This is a genomic window from Alcaligenes phenolicus (assembly GCF_032063905.1).
Classification (GTDB): Bacteria; Pseudomonadota; Gammaproteobacteria; order Burkholderiales; family Burkholderiaceae_B; genus Alcaligenes; species Alcaligenes phenolicus.
The window spans coordinates 648,446-664,029 of the sequence record NZ_DAMBOE010000002.1; the positions used below are offsets into that span (position 1 = coordinate 648,446).

General features: G+C 59.9%; 13 protein-coding genes. All 13 read left to right on the plus strand.

Features of this window, described 5'->3' with window-relative positions; translation table 11 throughout:
* Position 1 precedes the first annotated feature (1 nt).
* The 13 genes from U2949_RS06380 (at position 2) to U2949_RS06440 (ending at position 15,313) form a co-directional block, all read left to right on the plus strand.
* Positions 2-871, plus strand: a complete 870-nt coding sequence (locus U2949_RS06380; protein ID WP_035268872.1) for a branched-chain amino acid ABC transporter permease — start codon at positions 2-4, stop codon at positions 869-871.
* Positions 872-1,810: a branched-chain amino acid ABC transporter permease gene (locus tag U2949_RS06385; protein WP_257724145.1), complete on the plus strand. Its 939-nt coding sequence runs from the start codon at positions 872-874 to the stop codon at positions 1,808-1,810.
* Positions 1,807-2,565 carry an ABC transporter ATP-binding protein gene (locus U2949_RS06390; protein ID WP_026484021.1) on the plus strand — a complete coding sequence of 253 codons (759 nt, stop codon included), beginning with the start codon at positions 1,807-1,809 and terminating at the stop codon, positions 2,563-2,565. Before U2949_RS06385 ends, U2949_RS06390 begins: the two co-directional genes overlap by 4 nt.
* Positions 2,562-3,278 (plus strand): ABC transporter ATP-binding protein, encoded by a 717-nt coding sequence (locus U2949_RS06395; RefSeq protein WP_321286720.1) that lies wholly within the window; start codon positions 2,562-2,564, stop codon positions 3,276-3,278. The genes U2949_RS06390 and U2949_RS06395 overlap by 4 nt, the downstream gene beginning before the upstream one ends.
* A gap of 1 nt (position 3,279) precedes the next feature.
* Positions 3,280-3,966: a 4'-phosphopantetheinyl transferase family protein gene (locus U2949_RS06400; protein WP_321286722.1), complete on the plus strand. Its 687-nt coding sequence runs from the start codon at positions 3,280-3,282 to the stop codon at positions 3,964-3,966.
* A gap of 41 nt (positions 3,967-4,007) precedes the next feature.
* Entirely contained in the window at positions 4,008-5,654 is a 1,647-nt protein-coding gene (locus U2949_RS06405; protein ID WP_321286724.1) for a (2,3-dihydroxybenzoyl)adenylate synthase, read from the plus strand.
* A complete protein-coding gene (locus U2949_RS06410) occupies positions 5,651-5,896 on the plus strand; it encodes a phosphopantetheine-binding protein (RefSeq protein ID WP_321286728.1) in 246 nt (81 codons plus the stop codon). The genes U2949_RS06405 and U2949_RS06410 overlap by 4 nt, the downstream gene beginning before the upstream one ends.
* Before the next feature lie 21 nt (positions 5,897-5,917).
* Positions 5,918-9,841: an amino acid adenylation domain-containing protein gene (locus U2949_RS06415; RefSeq protein WP_321286730.1), complete on the plus strand. Its 3,924-nt coding sequence runs from the start codon at positions 5,918-5,920 to the stop codon at positions 9,839-9,841.
* 3 nt (positions 9,842-9,844) lie between these two features.
* The gene (gene entS, locus U2949_RS06420) at positions 9,845-11,095 is read left to right on the plus strand and encodes an enterobactin transporter EntS (protein ID WP_321286732.1); all 1,251 of its coding nucleotides are present in this window, start codon (positions 9,845-9,847) and stop codon (positions 11,093-11,095) included.
* A gap of 97 nt (positions 11,096-11,192) precedes the next feature.
* Complete coding sequence (locus tag U2949_RS06425) at positions 11,193-12,590, plus strand: YncE family protein (protein ID WP_051316324.1); 1,398 nt, start codon at positions 11,193-11,195, stop codon at positions 12,588-12,590.
* Positions 12,591-12,658: 68 nt separating this feature from the next.
* Positions 12,659-13,864, plus strand: a complete 1,206-nt coding sequence (locus U2949_RS06430; RefSeq protein WP_321286735.1) for an isochorismate synthase — start codon at positions 12,659-12,661, stop codon at positions 13,862-13,864.
* 14 nt (positions 13,865-13,878) lie between these two features.
* Positions 13,879-14,517 (plus strand): isochorismatase family protein, encoded by a 639-nt coding sequence (locus U2949_RS06435; RefSeq protein WP_321286737.1) that lies wholly within the window; start codon positions 13,879-13,881, stop codon positions 14,515-14,517.
* Between the two features lie 13 nt (positions 14,518-14,530).
* Positions 14,531-15,313: a 2,3-dihydro-2,3-dihydroxybenzoate dehydrogenase gene (locus U2949_RS06440; protein ID WP_026484012.1), complete on the plus strand. Its 783-nt coding sequence runs from the start codon at positions 14,531-14,533 to the stop codon at positions 15,311-15,313.
* The last annotated feature ends 271 nt before the right edge of the window (positions 15,314-15,584 follow it).

Sequence of the window (15,584 nt, forward strand, 5' to 3'; positions counted from 1 at the left end):
CTTGTCTTATTTCCTGCTTCAAATCCTCAATGCCCTGTCCTTCTCAGCACTGCTGATGTTGGCGGGGCTGGGGCTGTCTTTAGTGCTCAGCCTGATGAACTTCATCAACCTGACACACGGCTCTTTTTTCCTGCTGGGCGGCTATATCAGCGTCCAGTGGCTGGCTTCCGGCGCGCCCTGGTGGCTGGCCTTTCCCGCCGCTTTCGCACTGTGCGGGCTAATGGGCCTGTTGCTGGACCGCTTCCCCTTTCGCCAGTTCTACCAGCGCACCCACTTGATGCAGGTGTTGCTGACCTACGGCCTGTCCGTCATTCTGGCGGATTTGATGCGTTGGGGCTTCAGCGCCGACACGCTTTCGCCCATGCTGCCGCAAGTGCTGCGTGGCGGGGTGTGGATCATGGGCCTGCCCTTCCCCACCTATCGCCTGTTCCTGATCGTCACCGGCCTGACGCTGGCTTTGCTGTTCTGGTTCCTTTTGGATCGCACTCTGTGGGGTGCCGCCATTCGCGCTTGCGTGCAGGACGCCCAGATTGTCGAAACCCTGGGCTTGAACTCGCGTCGCCTGTTTGCCATCGGCATGGCGCTGGCCGCCGGTCTGGCCGGTTTGGGCGGCGCCCTGGGCGCAGGCATGCTGTCGGTCTACCCCGGTCTGGATGAAGAAATCCTCTTGCTGGCCTTGCTGGTGGTGGTCATTGGCGGCTTGAACTCGGTACGCGGCACCTTGCTGTGCGCGCTGATTCTGGGTTTCGTCACCACCTTTGCCCGCGTCTGGGTCCCGGCCTTTGCCAATGCCGCCACCCTGGCCGTCATGCTGGGCCTTTTGCTTTGCTGGCCCAATGGCTTGAGCAAATCCGCTACGCGTCAGGTTTAAATGAACAAACTCAACACCTGCCTGCTGCGCACTGGACTTTGGCCTGCTCTGGCTTGCCTGGTCTTGCTTAGCAGTTATTTCTGGGGCGACGCCTTCTTGTGGCGCTTTGGCACCGAAGCTCTGCTGATCGGTTGCGCTGTTCTTAGCATCAATCTACTGATTGGTTACGGCGGCCTGGTCACCCTGGGCCACGGTGCGGTTTTCGGCTTTGCCGCCTACGCCACCGCCGTCAGCAGTCAGTATTGGGGCGCGTCCCTGCCGCTGATGCTGTTGGTGGGCACTGTGGCGGGCACCCTGCTATCCATATTGATGGCGCTGATCAGCCTGCGCAGTTCCGAGCTGTTTTTCATGGTGGCTACGCTGGTCGCCGGTCAATTGATCTGGGAAGTCGCGTTTCGCTGGCGTGATGTCACCGGCGGTGCCGATGGCCTGCGCGGTTTCCCGCGTCTGAGCCTGGGCGAGCTGCCCTTGAGTGCCCCCTACACCCTGATGATTCTGGCCCTGGTGCTGGCGGTCATCTGCTGGTTGCTGCTGCGCTCCTTCAGTCGAGCCCCGATCGGACTGGCCTTGACCGGCCTGCGCGACCAGCCCTTGCGCATGGCCGCCCTGGGTTATCAGGCATGGCGTATCCGCCTTTACACCTTCATGATTGCAGGTGCAGTAGCAGGTGCTGCTGGCGGCCTGTATCCCTTTGCGAATCAGTACGTCAGCCCGCAACAAGTGCATTGGAGCTTCTCGGCCACGCTCATCATCATGGGTGTGATCGGTGGCATACGCACCTGGCGCGGCGCATTTATTGGGGCCACCTTCTATCTGTTTGCCCAGACCTACCTGAGCTCCTACACGGATCGTTGGCAGTTACTGGTAGGTTTGATCTTTGTGCTGACAGTTCTGTTCATGCCCAATGGTCTGGCAGAACGACGCAAGAGGTCTGCATGAGCGTTTTATTAAGCACTCGCGAACTGGCCTTGCATGTAGGCGGTCTGGATATCCTGACGGACGTCAGCCTGGAGCTGCGTGCGGGCGAAACCCTGGGGCTGATTGGCCCCAATGGCGCAGGTAAAACCACGCTGTTCAACATCATCAGTGGTCTGGCCTCTCCTTCCAGCGGTCGGGTATTCCTGGAAGGCAAGGACCTGCGCAGTCTGGGCCCGATTGAACGCGCCAAACAAGGCATGGTGCGCAGCTTTCAGACCAGCCGTATTTTTCCTGAACTGACCCTGCTGCAAAACCTGGCTCTGGCCGTGCGCATCAAAAAAGATTGCGCCTACCACTGGTGGGGCCGCAAGGCCGCCCGCGCCGCCAGCCAAGAAGCAGCCGAAGCATTGCTGGAACATAGCGCCCTGGCCGGCCGGGGCCATGTGCTGGGTCGCTCCCTGTCCTATGGAGAGCAGCGCATTCTGGATTTGCTGATCGCCTTGGCGCAGCAACCCCGCGTGCTCTTGCTGGACGAGCCTACCGCTGGTCTGTCCGAGTCCGAATCGCGTGAAGTCATGGCATTGGTCCACGCCATGCGCGGCCAATGTGCCGTGCTGCTGATCAGCCATGACATTGATATTGTTTTCCAGGAATGTGACCGGATTGCCGTGCTGTCATCGGGCACCTTGTTGACCTGCGACACCCCGGACGCCGTGCGCCAGCACGAAGGCGCGCGTCAGGCCTATCTGGGCGAACTGGCTTTGGAGGCAGCATGAGCACAGCGCTGAACATCTCGGGCCTGCATGCACGCTACGACCGTGCCGACATTCTGCAAGAAATTTCGCTGGATATCCCCGCCGGGCAAAGCGTGGCCCTGCTGGGCCGCAACGGCGCCGGAAAAACCAGCCTGCTGCACTGCCTGTTCAATATGGGCCCGCAGTGGAGCGGACAAATCAATGTGCACGGGAAAAACATTGCAGGTTGGCCCACGCACAAAATCGCCCTGCTGGGCATGGCTTTGGTACCACAAGGCCGAGGCCGTTTCCCAACGCTGACCGTGCAGGAAAGCCTGCGTTTGGCCGGGCTGGCACGACGTCCGCGCTCGGATGATCGCTGGACGCTGAACAGCATTTATGAATCCATGCCGCGTCTGTACGAACGCCGCCAGTCCTCCTGCTCCGCCTTGAGCGGTGGCGAACGGCAATTGCTGGCGCTGGCCCGCGCCCTGCTGACACAGTCCTCCATTATTGTTCTGGACGAACCCAGCGAAGGCCTGGCCCCCATGACCATTCAGGACACCTTGCTGCCGCAGCTGCAAACGCTGAACGAGCAGGGCATTACCGTGCTGATTGCCGAACAGAATTTAAGCCTGGCCCTGCAATTGGCGGATCGAGCCTTGTTGCTGGGCAATGGTCAGCTGGTTTACGACGGCCGTGCCGAGCAGTTACGCCAGGACGCCGCCCTTTTGCAACGCCATCTGGGACTTTGACATGCTGTCTGTATACAGTTTGTCGCTTCCCTTGCCCGACGGTATGGAATCCTGGTTACGAAACCAGGTTCCCGACCACACCTTGGCGGTGATTGCCCGTCGCAGACAGCAGTCGGACCAGCATTTAAGCCTGCTGGCCCACGGTGCGCTGCGCCATTTTCTGGCGCCCTTGCTGGGCTGCACGCCACGCGCTGTTCCTATCGCCCATCTGGAACATGGCAAGCCCGTGCTGGATCTGGACGATGCCGATCTGCACTTTAGCCTGTCGCACAGCGGCGAGCGTGTGCTGATTGGAATTGCCAACCGAACTATAGGCGTAGACATCGAGGCCATGCGCCTGCCCGTCAAACCAGGGCTGGTCGAACATTGCAGTGTGCCGTCCGAGCGTTCCTGGCTAAAGAGCGATCTGGACTTCTACGCGCTTTGGTGTGGCAAAGAGGCCGCCCTGAAACATGCAGGCACGGGTTTTCATATTCAGCCTCAAGAATTATCCTTGGACGGTCACCCAGATCATGGATGCACCGTACAATCCCCCCATCCCATCTTGCAAGGTTTGGTGGTGCACAGTCACCGGCCGGTGGAAAACTATGCCGCCGCCATCTGTCTGAACACCCCCATTGCTCCGTGGACAGTCAGCTTTTTGGACAGCACTCAACTGCCTGACACCAAGCTGACTGAGCACGAGTAAATCTGACAAGCTTGCTTATTTATGTAATAGTTCTCATTACCATGATGAAATCTATTCCTGTTGAACAAATTTGGCCTGACGCTTTTGCCCAGCGATACCGCGATGCTGGACACTGGCAAGGGGAAACTTTTGGCGCTTTGCTGCGCACGCGCGCGCAAAACCACCCGGAACGCGAAGCCATTGTTGGCGGCACCCAGCGCTGGACCTATGGCGCGCTGGATCAATACGCCAGTCAGATCGCGGCGGGCCTGCTGCAAGCCGGTCTGCGCAAGGGCGACCGCGTCCTGGTACACCTGCCCAACATCCCTGAGTTTGTCAGTGTGATCTTTGGCCTGTTCCGTGCCGGTCTTTTGCCCGTGTACGTCCTGCCTGCGCACCGCATCACCGAAGTCGAACACTTTGCCAATACTGCTCAAGCGCGCGCCTATATTGGTGTGGACACTCATGCCGGTTTTGACTACCTGCCTTTGGTGCGCGAACTGCGTGAACGCTGCCCACAGGTCGAGCAGGTTTACATCGTGGGCGACGCACAAGAATTTACGTCCCTGGCCCAGTTGCAAAGCAGCGCTGCCAATGTAGACGTATCCGTATCGGCGGCCCAGCCTTCCGAAGTGGCGTTCCTGCAAATCTCGGGGGGCAGCACCGGCTTGTCCAAGCTGATCCCCCGCACGCACGACGACTACATCTACACCTTGCGCGAGAGCGCCAAGATTGCCGGACTGGACGAGAACAGTGTGTTTCTGGGCGCTTTGCCCATTGCCCACAACTTCCCCATGAGTTCACCCGGTTTTCTGGGTGCACTGTACGCCGGAGCCAAAGTGGTGCTGAGCCCCGCCCCCAGCCCGGACGTTTGCTTTGAGCTGATTGAGCGCGAAGGCGTAACCGACACCAGTCTGGTCCCCCCCCTGCTGATGCTGTGGATGGATGCAGCCACCAAAACCAGTGCCAAGCTGGATTCATTGAAAGTAATCCAGGTGGGTGGTGCCAAATTGAACGCCGAAGCGGCCAAGCGTGTACGTCCTACTCTGGGTGTGACCTTGCAGCAGGTGTTCGGCATGGCCGAAGGTCTGGTGAACTACACCCGCCTGGACGATCCCGAGGACACCATCATCAACACCCAAGGCCGTCCCATCAGCCCGGACGATGAAATCCTGATCGTGGACGATAACGGCAATCCGGTCGCCCCTGGGGAAACCGGCTATCTGCTGACACGGGGTCCTTACACGATCCGTGCCTACCACAACAACCCCGCGGCCAATGCCCGCTCCTTTACCGAGGACGGCTTTTACCGCACAGGCGACGTGGTACGCATGACACCCGAAGGCTACTTGATGGTTCAGGGCCGTGCCACTGACCACATCAACCGCGCGGGCGAGAAAATCTCCGCCGAGGAAATTGAAGATCATCTGCTGGCTCACCCGCAGGTCTTTGATGCTGCCGTGGTATCGGTGCCCGACGAGTTTCTGGGCGAGCGCAGCTGCGCTTTCATCATCCCCAAAGATGAGAAGCCCCGCGCGATTGAACTGAAGAAATGGATACGCAGCCGCGGTCTGGCCGACTTCAAAGTGCCGGATCAAATCGTGTTTGTGGACCGTTTCATGGAAACTGCGGCCCTGAAGATCAGCCGCAAGGAATTGCGCGCCCAACTGCGCGAACAACTCGAAAACACAACGCAAGAACAATCATGAGCACTACACTTACCCTGGAACGCATGCGCGCAGATATTGCCGCCATGCTGCATGAAGACCCCCAGGACATTCTGGATGATGACAATCTGATCGACCTGGGTCTGGACTCCATGCGCGTCATGACCCTGGCCACCCGCTGGCGCGAAGCTGGCGCTCCTATCGAGTTTTCCGAGATGGCCTCGGTGGTCACCTTGGGCCAGTGGTGGTCCCTGATCGAACGCGCCCAACAAAACGGCCGTTGATTTTCTTACTGCAACACGCTTATGTTTAGCTCCCCTTCCGAACTGCCATTGCGCCCCCTGACCGAAGCACAAGAAGGTCTGTGGTACGCCCAGCGTTTGGACCCGCTCAACCCGATTTTCAACACCGGGCATTGCACCCATATCCACTCGGCGCTGGACACTGCCCTGTTTGCGCAAGCCATCAATCTGACGCTGGCCGAAGCCGATGCCTTGACCTTGCGCATGGTGGACACACCCGATGGCCCGGCCCAGTACCTGCGTCCGCAAGAGCCAATTCAGCTGGAAATTGTGGACCTGTCTGCCCATGCAGACGGTGCCGAACAGGCTCAAACCCAGTTGATGGCCGACCTGCGCACACCGCTGGACCCGACCATTGCGCCACTGGCACGGCACATCCTGTTTGTGCTGGGGCCCAAGCATCATCTCTGGTATCAGCGTATCCATCACCTGGCCGCCGACGGCTATGGCATGGCGCTGATCGAGACGCGCGTGGTCAAGCTCTACAAGGCCTTGCTAAGCGGCCGTGAAGATCATGGGCATGAGCTGGAATCGTTCACCCTTTTGCAGGATGACGATCAAAACTATCGGAGTAGCGAGCGCCGCAGCAAGGACAGACAGTTCTGGCTGGACACATTAAGCGATGCAGAACCCGCCCAAAGCCTGAGCGAATCCCAGGCTTTGAGCGATCATCATTTCCTGCTGGCACGCAGCGCCGTCAAGCCCGAACTGACAGCCAGCCTGCAAGCATTGGCACAAAGCAGCGACATCAGCTGGCCAGACATTCTGACGGGCCTGACCGCCGCCTATGTGCGCCGTCACACCCGTCAGGACGAATGCACGGTGGGCGTGCCCTGGATGGGCCGTCTGGGCCATATCAGTGCCCGTATCGTCTCCACCGTCATGAACGTGGCACCGCTGCGTTTGCAGATCGACGAATCCCAGCCCTTGAATCAGTACCTGATCCAAGTTTCCAAGGCTCTGCGTCAGGCACGTCGTCATGGCCGCTATCGCAGTGAGCAACTGCGCCGTGATCTGGGTTTGCTGGGTGGCATGCGCCGCCTACACGGCCCCATCATCAACGTGCTGCCTTTCGATGCGCCCTACGAACAAGCGGGCCTGACCGCCAGCCAGACCGTGCTGTGCGCTGGCCCCGTGGAAGACTTGAACTTCACCTTTCGCGCCCAACCCGATGCCAGTGGCTTGCGTCTGGAAGTGGAAGCCAACCCGCGTCTGTACACCGACGAGCAGATTCAAACCCATCTGGCCCGTCTGGAGCAGTTCCTGCTGCGCGCTTTGCAGGCCGATACCCTGTCTGCCGCGCCGACCTTGACGGATGCCGAACACCACCACTGGATTGAGACCGTCAACCAGACCGCTCACCCGGTTCCTGAAACAACGCTGTGGGCACTGATCCACGCCCAGTTGCAGGCTCACCCGGAACAAAGTGGCCTGGAATTTGAGGGCAAGAAGCTCAGCTACGCCCAGATCAACGAACAAACCGCCAATCTGGCCGCGCAACTGCGTCTGGCCGGTGTGCAGACCGGCGACATCGTTGCCGTGGCCCTGCCTCGTTCGCTGGAGCTGGTGCTGTCCTTGCTGGCTATTCACCGTGCTGGTGCTGCCTACTTGCCGCTGGATCTGGACCAGCCTGCCGATCGCCTGAACACCATCTTGCAGGCCGCTCAACCGCGACTGCTGGTCGGCCAGCCCGGTTGCACGCTCAATGCCTCCTTGCTGGTCCCGCAGCCTGAACAAACCTGCAGTGCGCCAGACTGGGCCGCCGCCGGTCCGCACGATCCTTCCTACCTGATCTACACCTCCGGCTCTACCGGTACCCCCAAAGGCGTGCTGGTTAACCACGACGCCATCGTCAATCGTCTGGTATGGATGCAGACGCACTACAGCATTGGTGCCGGTGATCGAATTTTGCAGAAAACCCCGGCCACGTTTGACGTGTCGGTGTGGGAGTTCTTCCTGCCCTTCCTGTCAGGGGCAACCTTGGTCGTCGCCCCACCACAAGCGCACCGCGATCCGGCTCATATTGCCCGCCTGATGCGCGAACAACGCATCACAGTGCTGCACTTTGTGCCCTCCATGCTCAGCGCCTTCCTGGATGAGCCTGCCGCTCGTGGACTGGCTCCGCGTCTGGTGTTTTGCAGTGGAGAAGAACTGTCGGCCGCTACCCGCGACCGCTTCCATTCTCTGCTGAACGCCGAGCTGCACAATCTGTACGGCCCAACCGAAGCCGCCGTGGACGTGTCCTACTGGCCTGCGTCGCGCGATGATCAATCCCAGCCTGTGCCCATCGGTTTCCCCGTATGGAACACCGCCCTCTACATTCTGGACGAGCAGTTGCAACCTGTACCGCCCGGCGTGGCCGGTCATCTTTACCTGGCTGGCCGACAGTTGGCACAAGGCTACTGGGGCCGCCCGGACCTGACTGAAGAGCGTTTTGTGCCCGACCCTTACGCCCTGCATGGCGACCGCATGTACGCCACTGGCGATGTAGCCCGCTGGCGTGAAGATGGTGCGGTTATTTTCCTGGGACGTTCCGATCACCAGATCAAGCTGCGCGGCCAACGTATCGAACTGGGCGAAATTGAAGCCTTGCTGGCGCGTCATGCCGATGTGGCCCACGTAGCCGTGATTGCCCGTGAAGACATACCCGGTCAAATGGCGATTGTGGCTTACTGGGTACCGCAAGCAGGCAGCCAGTGCACGGACAACACGCTGGCCACTTATGTAGGCGAGCACTTGCCGTCCTACATGGTGCCCAGCGCCTGGATCAGCCTGGATGCCTTGCCGGTGACAGCCAATGGCAAGCTGGACCGCAAGGCGCTGCCCGTCCCTGCCTTGCAGGCGCGCTCGGCAGGCTTGCCGCTGGATGGTGCCACTCAGCACCAAATTGCCGCCGCTTTCGCCACCGTGCTGGAAAGCAGCGAAGCGTTTTACGCCGACGACGACTTCTTCGCCCTGGGCGGACACTCGCTGCTAGCTGCCAAACTGGCCTTGATACTGCGCGAAGCACGCGGTCAGGCCGTATCAATTGGCACTATTTTTGAATACCCCACTATTGCCCGTCTGGCCAAACATCTGGATCAGTCTGGCAGCGCAGCAGCCGATGGTTTTGGTCCCATCATCACCTTGCGTCCGGGGCTGAACGACCAGCCCGCGCTGTTTGTGGTTCACCCGGCCGGTGGTTTGTCCTGGTGCTATGGGGCGCTGGCACGTCACCTGCCTGCCGGCCGCGCTGTTTATGGCTTGCAAGCCAGTGTGCTGTCTGACGCTTCACTAGGTCTGGATGGCAGCCTGGATGCCATGGCCAAGGTGTATGTGGATCGTATCGAGCAAGTTCAAGTACAAGGCCCCTACCATCTGGCAGGCTGGTCCGTGGGCGGCATTATTGCTCAGGCCATGGCCGTGGAGCTGCGTCGTCGCGGTCAACTGGTAGGCATGTTGTCCTTGCTGGACGCCTATCCCAGCGACGCGTGGCGTAACGAACCGGCCCCCGCGCCCAATGCCATCTACAAGGCGCTGCTGCATATTGCGGGCCACGACCCAGACAGCTTGCCCGACGTTTCCCTGACCCGTCAGGGTGTGGTGGACTTCCTCAAGCGCAGCGGTCACCCGCTGGCCGAGTTGCCCGACACGCGTCTGGACAGCGTATTTCAGGTGGTGGAAAACAATAACCGCCTGGTGCGCCTGTACGAGCATCACGTCTATGACGGCCCCATGCTTTATTTCCGCGCAGCGCTGGATCACGCCGGCACACAATTGCATCCCGATTTGTGGAAGCCCTATGCAGGGCAACTGGACGTGCATGACATTGCCTCCTTGCACGCTCATTTGACCGGTACTGAAGCCGTGGCCATCATGGCCCCGCTGATGGAATCGGCCATGGCTTTTGCCGAACAGGCACAAGCCCAACCTGAACTCGATGTATAAGCCATGTCTGTAAGACGTTTCTTTCTGGATATCTCGCCACTAATCGAAAGTCGAGCATTCCGCTTTGCCTACTTCGCTCGGGCCGCCACGGTGCTGGTCACCGGCATGTTGATGGTAGCCGCCAGCGTACAGCTCTATGATCTGACCAAATCCAGTGTGGCCGTTGCCTTTCTGAACGTGTCCATGGCCACCCCCATGGTGCTGGCACTGATTGCCGGCGGTGTCTTGTCGGACCGCATGGACAGGCGCAGCCTGATGGTGTGGTCACGCAGTGTCTACATCATCAGCGTGGTGCTGTTCCTGCTCAATACGCTGCTGCCCAACCCGCAGGTCTGGCTGATCTACGTCGCTGCTGCCATTGGTGGTGCGGCAGGCGGGATCAGCGTCCCGGCCATGATGTCCGCTACCCCGGCACTGGTCGGTCGAGACAAGCTGGCCGCTGCGGCCGCCCTGTCCGGTCTGGCCATGCAGTTGGGCGGTATTATCGGCCCCGCACTGGCTGGCGTACTGATCTCCGGTCCCGGCCTGATTTTCTGCTACGTGATTGTCCTGTGCGGTGTCATCGTCACCCCTTTGCTCTTGCGCGCTCTGCCGCCATTGCCTCCGCAAGCGGGCAAGCAGCCCCAGAAAAACGCCTTCCAATCCCTGCGTGATGGCCTTAGCTTTGTGGCCAGCCACCCCTTGCTACGCGCGCTGCTGCTGATTGACCTAGCTGCCCTGATTCTGGCAACGCCTTTGGCCCTGATGCCCGAGTGGGGCGACACCATTCTGAAAATGGGTGCCACCGCTACCGGCTATCTTTACGCCGCTCCGGCGGTGGGCGCCACACTGGCCGCCCTGTCCAGTGGCTGGTGCCGTCAGGTGTCTCGTCCCGGTGCCGCTATTGTGATTGCCGTACTGGTATGGGGCCTGGCCGTGGCGGCCCTGTCCCTGCAAACCACCCTGTGGTGGGCACTGGTTTGCCTAGCCATCATGGGTGCTGCCGACACCATCTCCAAAATCATGCGTATGGCGCTGGTTCAGCACCACACCCCCGATTACCTCTTGGGCCGTGTCTCCAGCCTGTGGATGACGCAATATTCCCTGGGCCAGGCCCTGGGCAATATGCAAATGGGTTATCTGTCCCGTCTGCTGGGCCCGGCAGTCGCCGTGGCCGTGGGTGGTTTGGCCTGTGCCGCTGTCGCTTGCGGTTTCGGCGTGCTCAACCAAGGCCTGCGTTCGGCCAGCAAACAGGATGGCCCGCCCAATGCCTGACATCTCGCTTTTGTTCTACCCACGCCTGCTGCACGCCTGTAGAAAGATCTCCTACATGGACCGTCTTGTCGACCGAACCTTTATTTAGGATTAAAAGATGCTAATCAATGTCAATTGCATTCGCCGTACCCCTGCCGCACTGCTGCGCAAGGCCGGCCTGAGCGCAGCCGTCCTGTCCCTGTCCCTGGCCAATGCCTTTGCGGCCCCCGCTTTTGACCAGCCTGATGCTGACTTTCGCGGTTCCCTGAATGCTGCTGGCGTGGTCTATGCAGGCTCCGAAGCCCAACTGGCAGGCCGTGGTTTCACCCCCGGCCAGGAAGTGATCCTGCTGCAAAACGGTCACACTCTGACCCCTCAAGCCCTGGTTGCCGACAAAGAAGGCAATCTGAGCACCAAGATCGCCATCCCCGCTGACGCCGCTGTGGGTGTGCACCCTGTAGTCATGCAAGTCAGCAAGCCCTCGACGGCCGACATCTTCAATCTGAAGGTGTCCCCAAAAGTTGAGCTGAGCGGTCAGGACAAATTCGAACTGCAATCCCAGCACTTGGTGCCTGGCTTGTACCAAAGCGCCTACAGCCCCAAGAACAAAGTGCTGTTCGTGACTTCCGCCGTGGGCCGCCCACCCGTCAAGCAGTCGCAATTGGTCAAAGTGAACCCCAAGACCCTGGCGGTTGAAGCCAGCGTGACACCTGCCGCCCAAAAAGGCCGTGACGATGGCCAGGTTCAAGCCGTTTACGGTGTGGATGTGGACGACAAGCAAGGCAATGTCTGGGTTACCAACACCCGCAGCAGCTCCATTGCTGTCTACAGCCAGAAAGACCTGAAACTGGTCAAACAGTTTGAAGATGGCGTCGTTAGCCACCCACGTGACGTGGTTGTAGACGAGAAAACAGATCGTGCCTACGTGTCCTCGCCCGGTGCCAACACCATCGCTGTTTTCGACACCAAGAAGCTGACTCAGCTGGACCCGATCGAGCTGCAATCGAAGACTCGCAACAAGCCCGGCAGCATGAGTCTGATCCTGGACGCTGAAAAGGACCGTCTGTACACCGTCAGCGCCAGCACCAACGAGCTGATCATTGTTGACCTGAAAAACGGCAATGCTCAAACCGTATTCCCCGTGCCCGGCGCACGTGGTCTGGCTGGTGTGTCGGTAGACAGCAAGAATGATCAGGTCTACATCACCGCCCAGGGCAGCGACAACCTGCTGATCCTGAACGCCAAAGACGGTGCCGTTCAGCACGACATCAAGATCGGCGCCGGTGCCCTGAACGTGGTCTTCGATCCCAAGACATCCCTGGCTTACGTGGCCTCCCGCGGTGCGGGCACCGTGACGGCCGTGAACGGCAAGGGTGAAATCGTTGCCAACCTGGACGGTGGCAGCTTCCCCAACCACGTTTCCCTGGATGGCGAAGGCAATGCCTATCTGGTCAACAAATCCAAAGGTAAGGATGACCAGACGGCTGACCGCATCACACGCCTGCACCTGAAGTAAACCGCCCGATGCGCCCCTTCCATGAAAAGGGGCGCCAAGGCAAAACCCTTGCCCCAAAAAGGACTCCTATGAATAGCCGTATAGCCGACCAAGTCCGCCATGCCACCATTGAAGAATGGTTAGGTCATTACCAGGCCGACAGCAGCGTATTTGCCTCTCCCACCGTCAGTTTGATGGCACACGGCACGGCACTGGAGCGGCATACCAACAATGCCCAAGGGCAACTGCTCTCTGATGCCCAAACCTTGCTGGCACAAGCCGCTCAGCAAGGTCTGGACGCCCCCCTGTTGATGGGAGTGATCCCCTTTAACCCGACTCGCCAGGCTTACCTGCGCGTTCCCAAAGAATATCAGCGCGATCCCGTCCTGCTGCGCCCGGTACAACGCCCGCCGTTGGCCAAATCCAGCAACAGCATTGCCAGCCAAAGCCTGCTGCCTGATGGCGAAGGCTACGAAGACAGCGTCAGCCGCATCCTGGCCACGATGCGCGAACAGAACATTTCCAAAACCGTGATGGCCCGCACTGTCACCATCACTCTGAACGAAGCCCTGGACCGTCAGACTGTGTTGAGCAATATGCTCCACAGCAATCCTGCCGGCTACACCTACGCCCTGCCCTTGCCGGGCGGCAAGGCTCAAGACCCGGATCTGTTTTTTGGGGCCAGCCCCGAGTTGCTGGTGCGTCGCCAGGGCGATCTGGTTACCGTCAACCCGCTGGCAGGCACCGCCCCTCGCTTTGCTGACCCACAGCGCGACCAGGCCAGCGCCGACAGCTTGATGGCTTCCAGCAAAGACCTGCGCGAGCACGCCTACGTGATCCAGGACGTGGTGCGCATCCTGTCCCAGTTCTGCGACTCCCTGGACGTGCCTGATGGCCCCAGCCTGACCAGCACCGCCAACCTGTGGCACCTGTCCACCCGTATCAGCGGCCGTTTGCGTGACCCGTCCGTCACCTCTTTGGAGCTGGCACTGGCCATGCACCCCACGCCGGCCGTTTGCGGCCTGCCTACCCAGCCCGCCATGCAGGCCATCGAAGCCACTGAAGTCTTTGATCGAGGTTACTTTGCAGGCGCCATAGGCTGGAACGACCACGAAGGCAACGGCGAATGGGCAGTCGCCATTCGTTGCGGCCATTACACCCAGCAAGGGCTGACCTTATCGGCTGGCGCCGGCATTGTGGACGGCTCCATCCCTGCCCTGGAGCGCCAGGAAACCGGCAATAAACTCATGACCCTGATTAACTCATTGGGTCTGGCCCAGAACATAACTATCTAAAGGAGACGCGATTCATGACCATTCACGCCTTGCCCAGCTACGAACTGCCTCAAACCCCTGTAGCCAACCGCGTCAATTGGCACCCACAGGCCAATCGTGCCGCCCTGCTCATTCACGATATGCAGACCTACTTTCTGCAAAAATACGATATGAGCCAGGCTCCTATCCCCATGCTGATTGAACGCATTGCCGCCTTGCGCGCGGTTTGTCACAAGCTGGGAATTCCCGTGTTCTACACCGCCCAGCCTACCGAGCAGCCCGAAAAAGACCGCGCCTTGCTGAACGACTTCTGGGGCCCCGGCCTGACCGCCAGCGAATTTCACAGTCAGCAAGCCGTAGTTCCCGAGCTGACACCGGCCGCAAACGACATCATGCTGACCAAGTGGCGCTACAGCGCCTTCCAGCGTTCCGACCTGCGTGAGCAACTACGCAATCTGGGCCGCGATCAACTGATCATCACCGGCGTATACGCCCACATCGGCTGCATGACCACCGCCCTGGAAGCCTTCATGCAAGACGTGCAGCCCTTCCTGGTCATCGACGGCGTTGCCGACTTCTCGCTGGAAGAACACTACATGGCCATCCGCCACGTCTCGCAACGCTGCGGCGTCAGCCTGACCTGCGCCGAAATCCAGGACAGCCTGCAAAGCTAAACAGGAAGCACATATGAGCACACAAGAATTTGCAGGTGAATGCATAGCCGTCACGGGCGCGGCCCGTGGCATTGGTGCTGCCGTCACCCAACTACTGCTGGAACGAGGCGCCAGCGTCATCGCCCTGGACCTGGACGTAGAAGGACTGACCCAACTGAGTCAATCCGAATATAGTGATCGGGTTTCCTGCCACCTGGTCGACATCAGCCAAGCCGATGCCGTCGATGCAGCGCTGGCCCAAGGGCAGGAAAAACTGGGTCCCATTCATCGTTTAGCCTGTGTCGCGGGCGTCCTGCAAATGGGCCGCATCACCGAGCTGAGCAACGACCAATGGGATCGCACCTTTGCCATCAACACCACCGGCGTCTTCAACGTCTGCCGCAACGTGGCCAAAGGCATGATCGAGCGCAAACAAGGCGCCATCGTCAACGTCAGCTCCAACTCCGCCGCCACCCCACGCATCGCCATGGGCGCCTACGCCGCCTCCAAAGCCGCCGTCACCCAACTGAGCCGCTGCCTGGGCCTGGAACTGGCCCCCCACGGCATCCGGGTGAACATCATCTCCCCCGGCTCCACCGACACCCCCATGCAACAAGCCATGTGGGCACAAGGCAGCTCGCGCGAAACCGTCATTGCGGGCTCCGGCGAAAACTACCGTCTGGGCATCCCCCTGCAAAAAATCGCCACCCCCGAAGAAATCGCCGAAGCCGTCCTGTTCCTGCTCTCGGACCGCGCCAGCCACATCACCCTGTCTGACCTGCGAGTAGACGGCGGTGCCACACTGGACCAAGGCTAAACAGCCAGACGCAAAAAAAGGGCGGAAATTCCGCCCTTTTTTATTGCCCATCGGAACGGAGTCCGGACAAAAGCATACGAACATCCCTACTAGTGACAGTGCCGATAAGGACTGACCACCTATTGCCAAGTCAAGGAAGAATACGAGCGAACCGAAACATCGTAAATGCGGCTCAATGAAGACAGACTCAGTCAGGTCAAATCGGATCGAATCAGGTCAGGTCAGGTCAGGTCAGGTCAGGTCAGGTCAGGTCAGGTCAGGTCAGGTCAGG

What these genes read in the sequence shown, in the direction of transcription:
- U2949_RS06385 (WP_257724145.1), top strand. Translation starts at nt 872, where the DNA reads ATGAACAAACTCAACACCTGCCTGCTGCGCACTGGACTTTGGCCTGCT.
- U2949_RS06390 (WP_026484021.1), top strand. Translation starts at nt 1,807, where the DNA reads ATGAGCGTTTTATTAAGCACTCGCGAACTGGCCTTGCATGTAGGCGGT.
- U2949_RS06395 (WP_321286720.1), top strand. Translation starts at nt 2,562, where the DNA reads ATGAGCACAGCGCTGAACATCTCGGGCCTGCATGCACGCTACGACCGT.
- U2949_RS06400 (WP_321286722.1), top strand. Translation starts at nt 3,280, where the DNA reads ATGCTGTCTGTATACAGTTTGTCGCTTCCCTTGCCCGACGGTATGGAA.
- U2949_RS06405 (WP_321286724.1), top strand. Translation starts at nt 4,008, where the DNA reads ATGATGAAATCTATTCCTGTTGAACAAATTTGGCCTGACGCTTTTGCC.
- U2949_RS06410 (WP_321286728.1), top strand. Translation starts at nt 5,651, where the DNA reads ATGAGCACTACACTTACCCTGGAACGCATGCGCGCAGATATTGCCGCC.
- U2949_RS06415 (WP_321286730.1), top strand. Translation starts at nt 5,918, where the DNA reads ATGTTTAGCTCCCCTTCCGAACTGCCATTGCGCCCCCTGACCGAAGCA.
- entS (WP_321286732.1), top strand. Translation starts at nt 9,845, where the DNA reads ATGTCTGTAAGACGTTTCTTTCTGGATATCTCGCCACTAATCGAAAGT.
- U2949_RS06425 (WP_051316324.1), top strand. Translation starts at nt 11,193, where the DNA reads ATGCTAATCAATGTCAATTGCATTCGCCGTACCCCTGCCGCACTGCTG.
- U2949_RS06430 (WP_321286735.1), top strand. Translation starts at nt 12,659, where the DNA reads ATGAATAGCCGTATAGCCGACCAAGTCCGCCATGCCACCATTGAAGAA.
- U2949_RS06435 (WP_321286737.1), top strand. Translation starts at nt 13,879, where the DNA reads ATGACCATTCACGCCTTGCCCAGCTACGAACTGCCTCAAACCCCTGTA.
- U2949_RS06440 (WP_026484012.1), top strand. Translation starts at nt 14,531, where the DNA reads ATGAGCACACAAGAATTTGCAGGTGAATGCATAGCCGTCACGGGCGCG.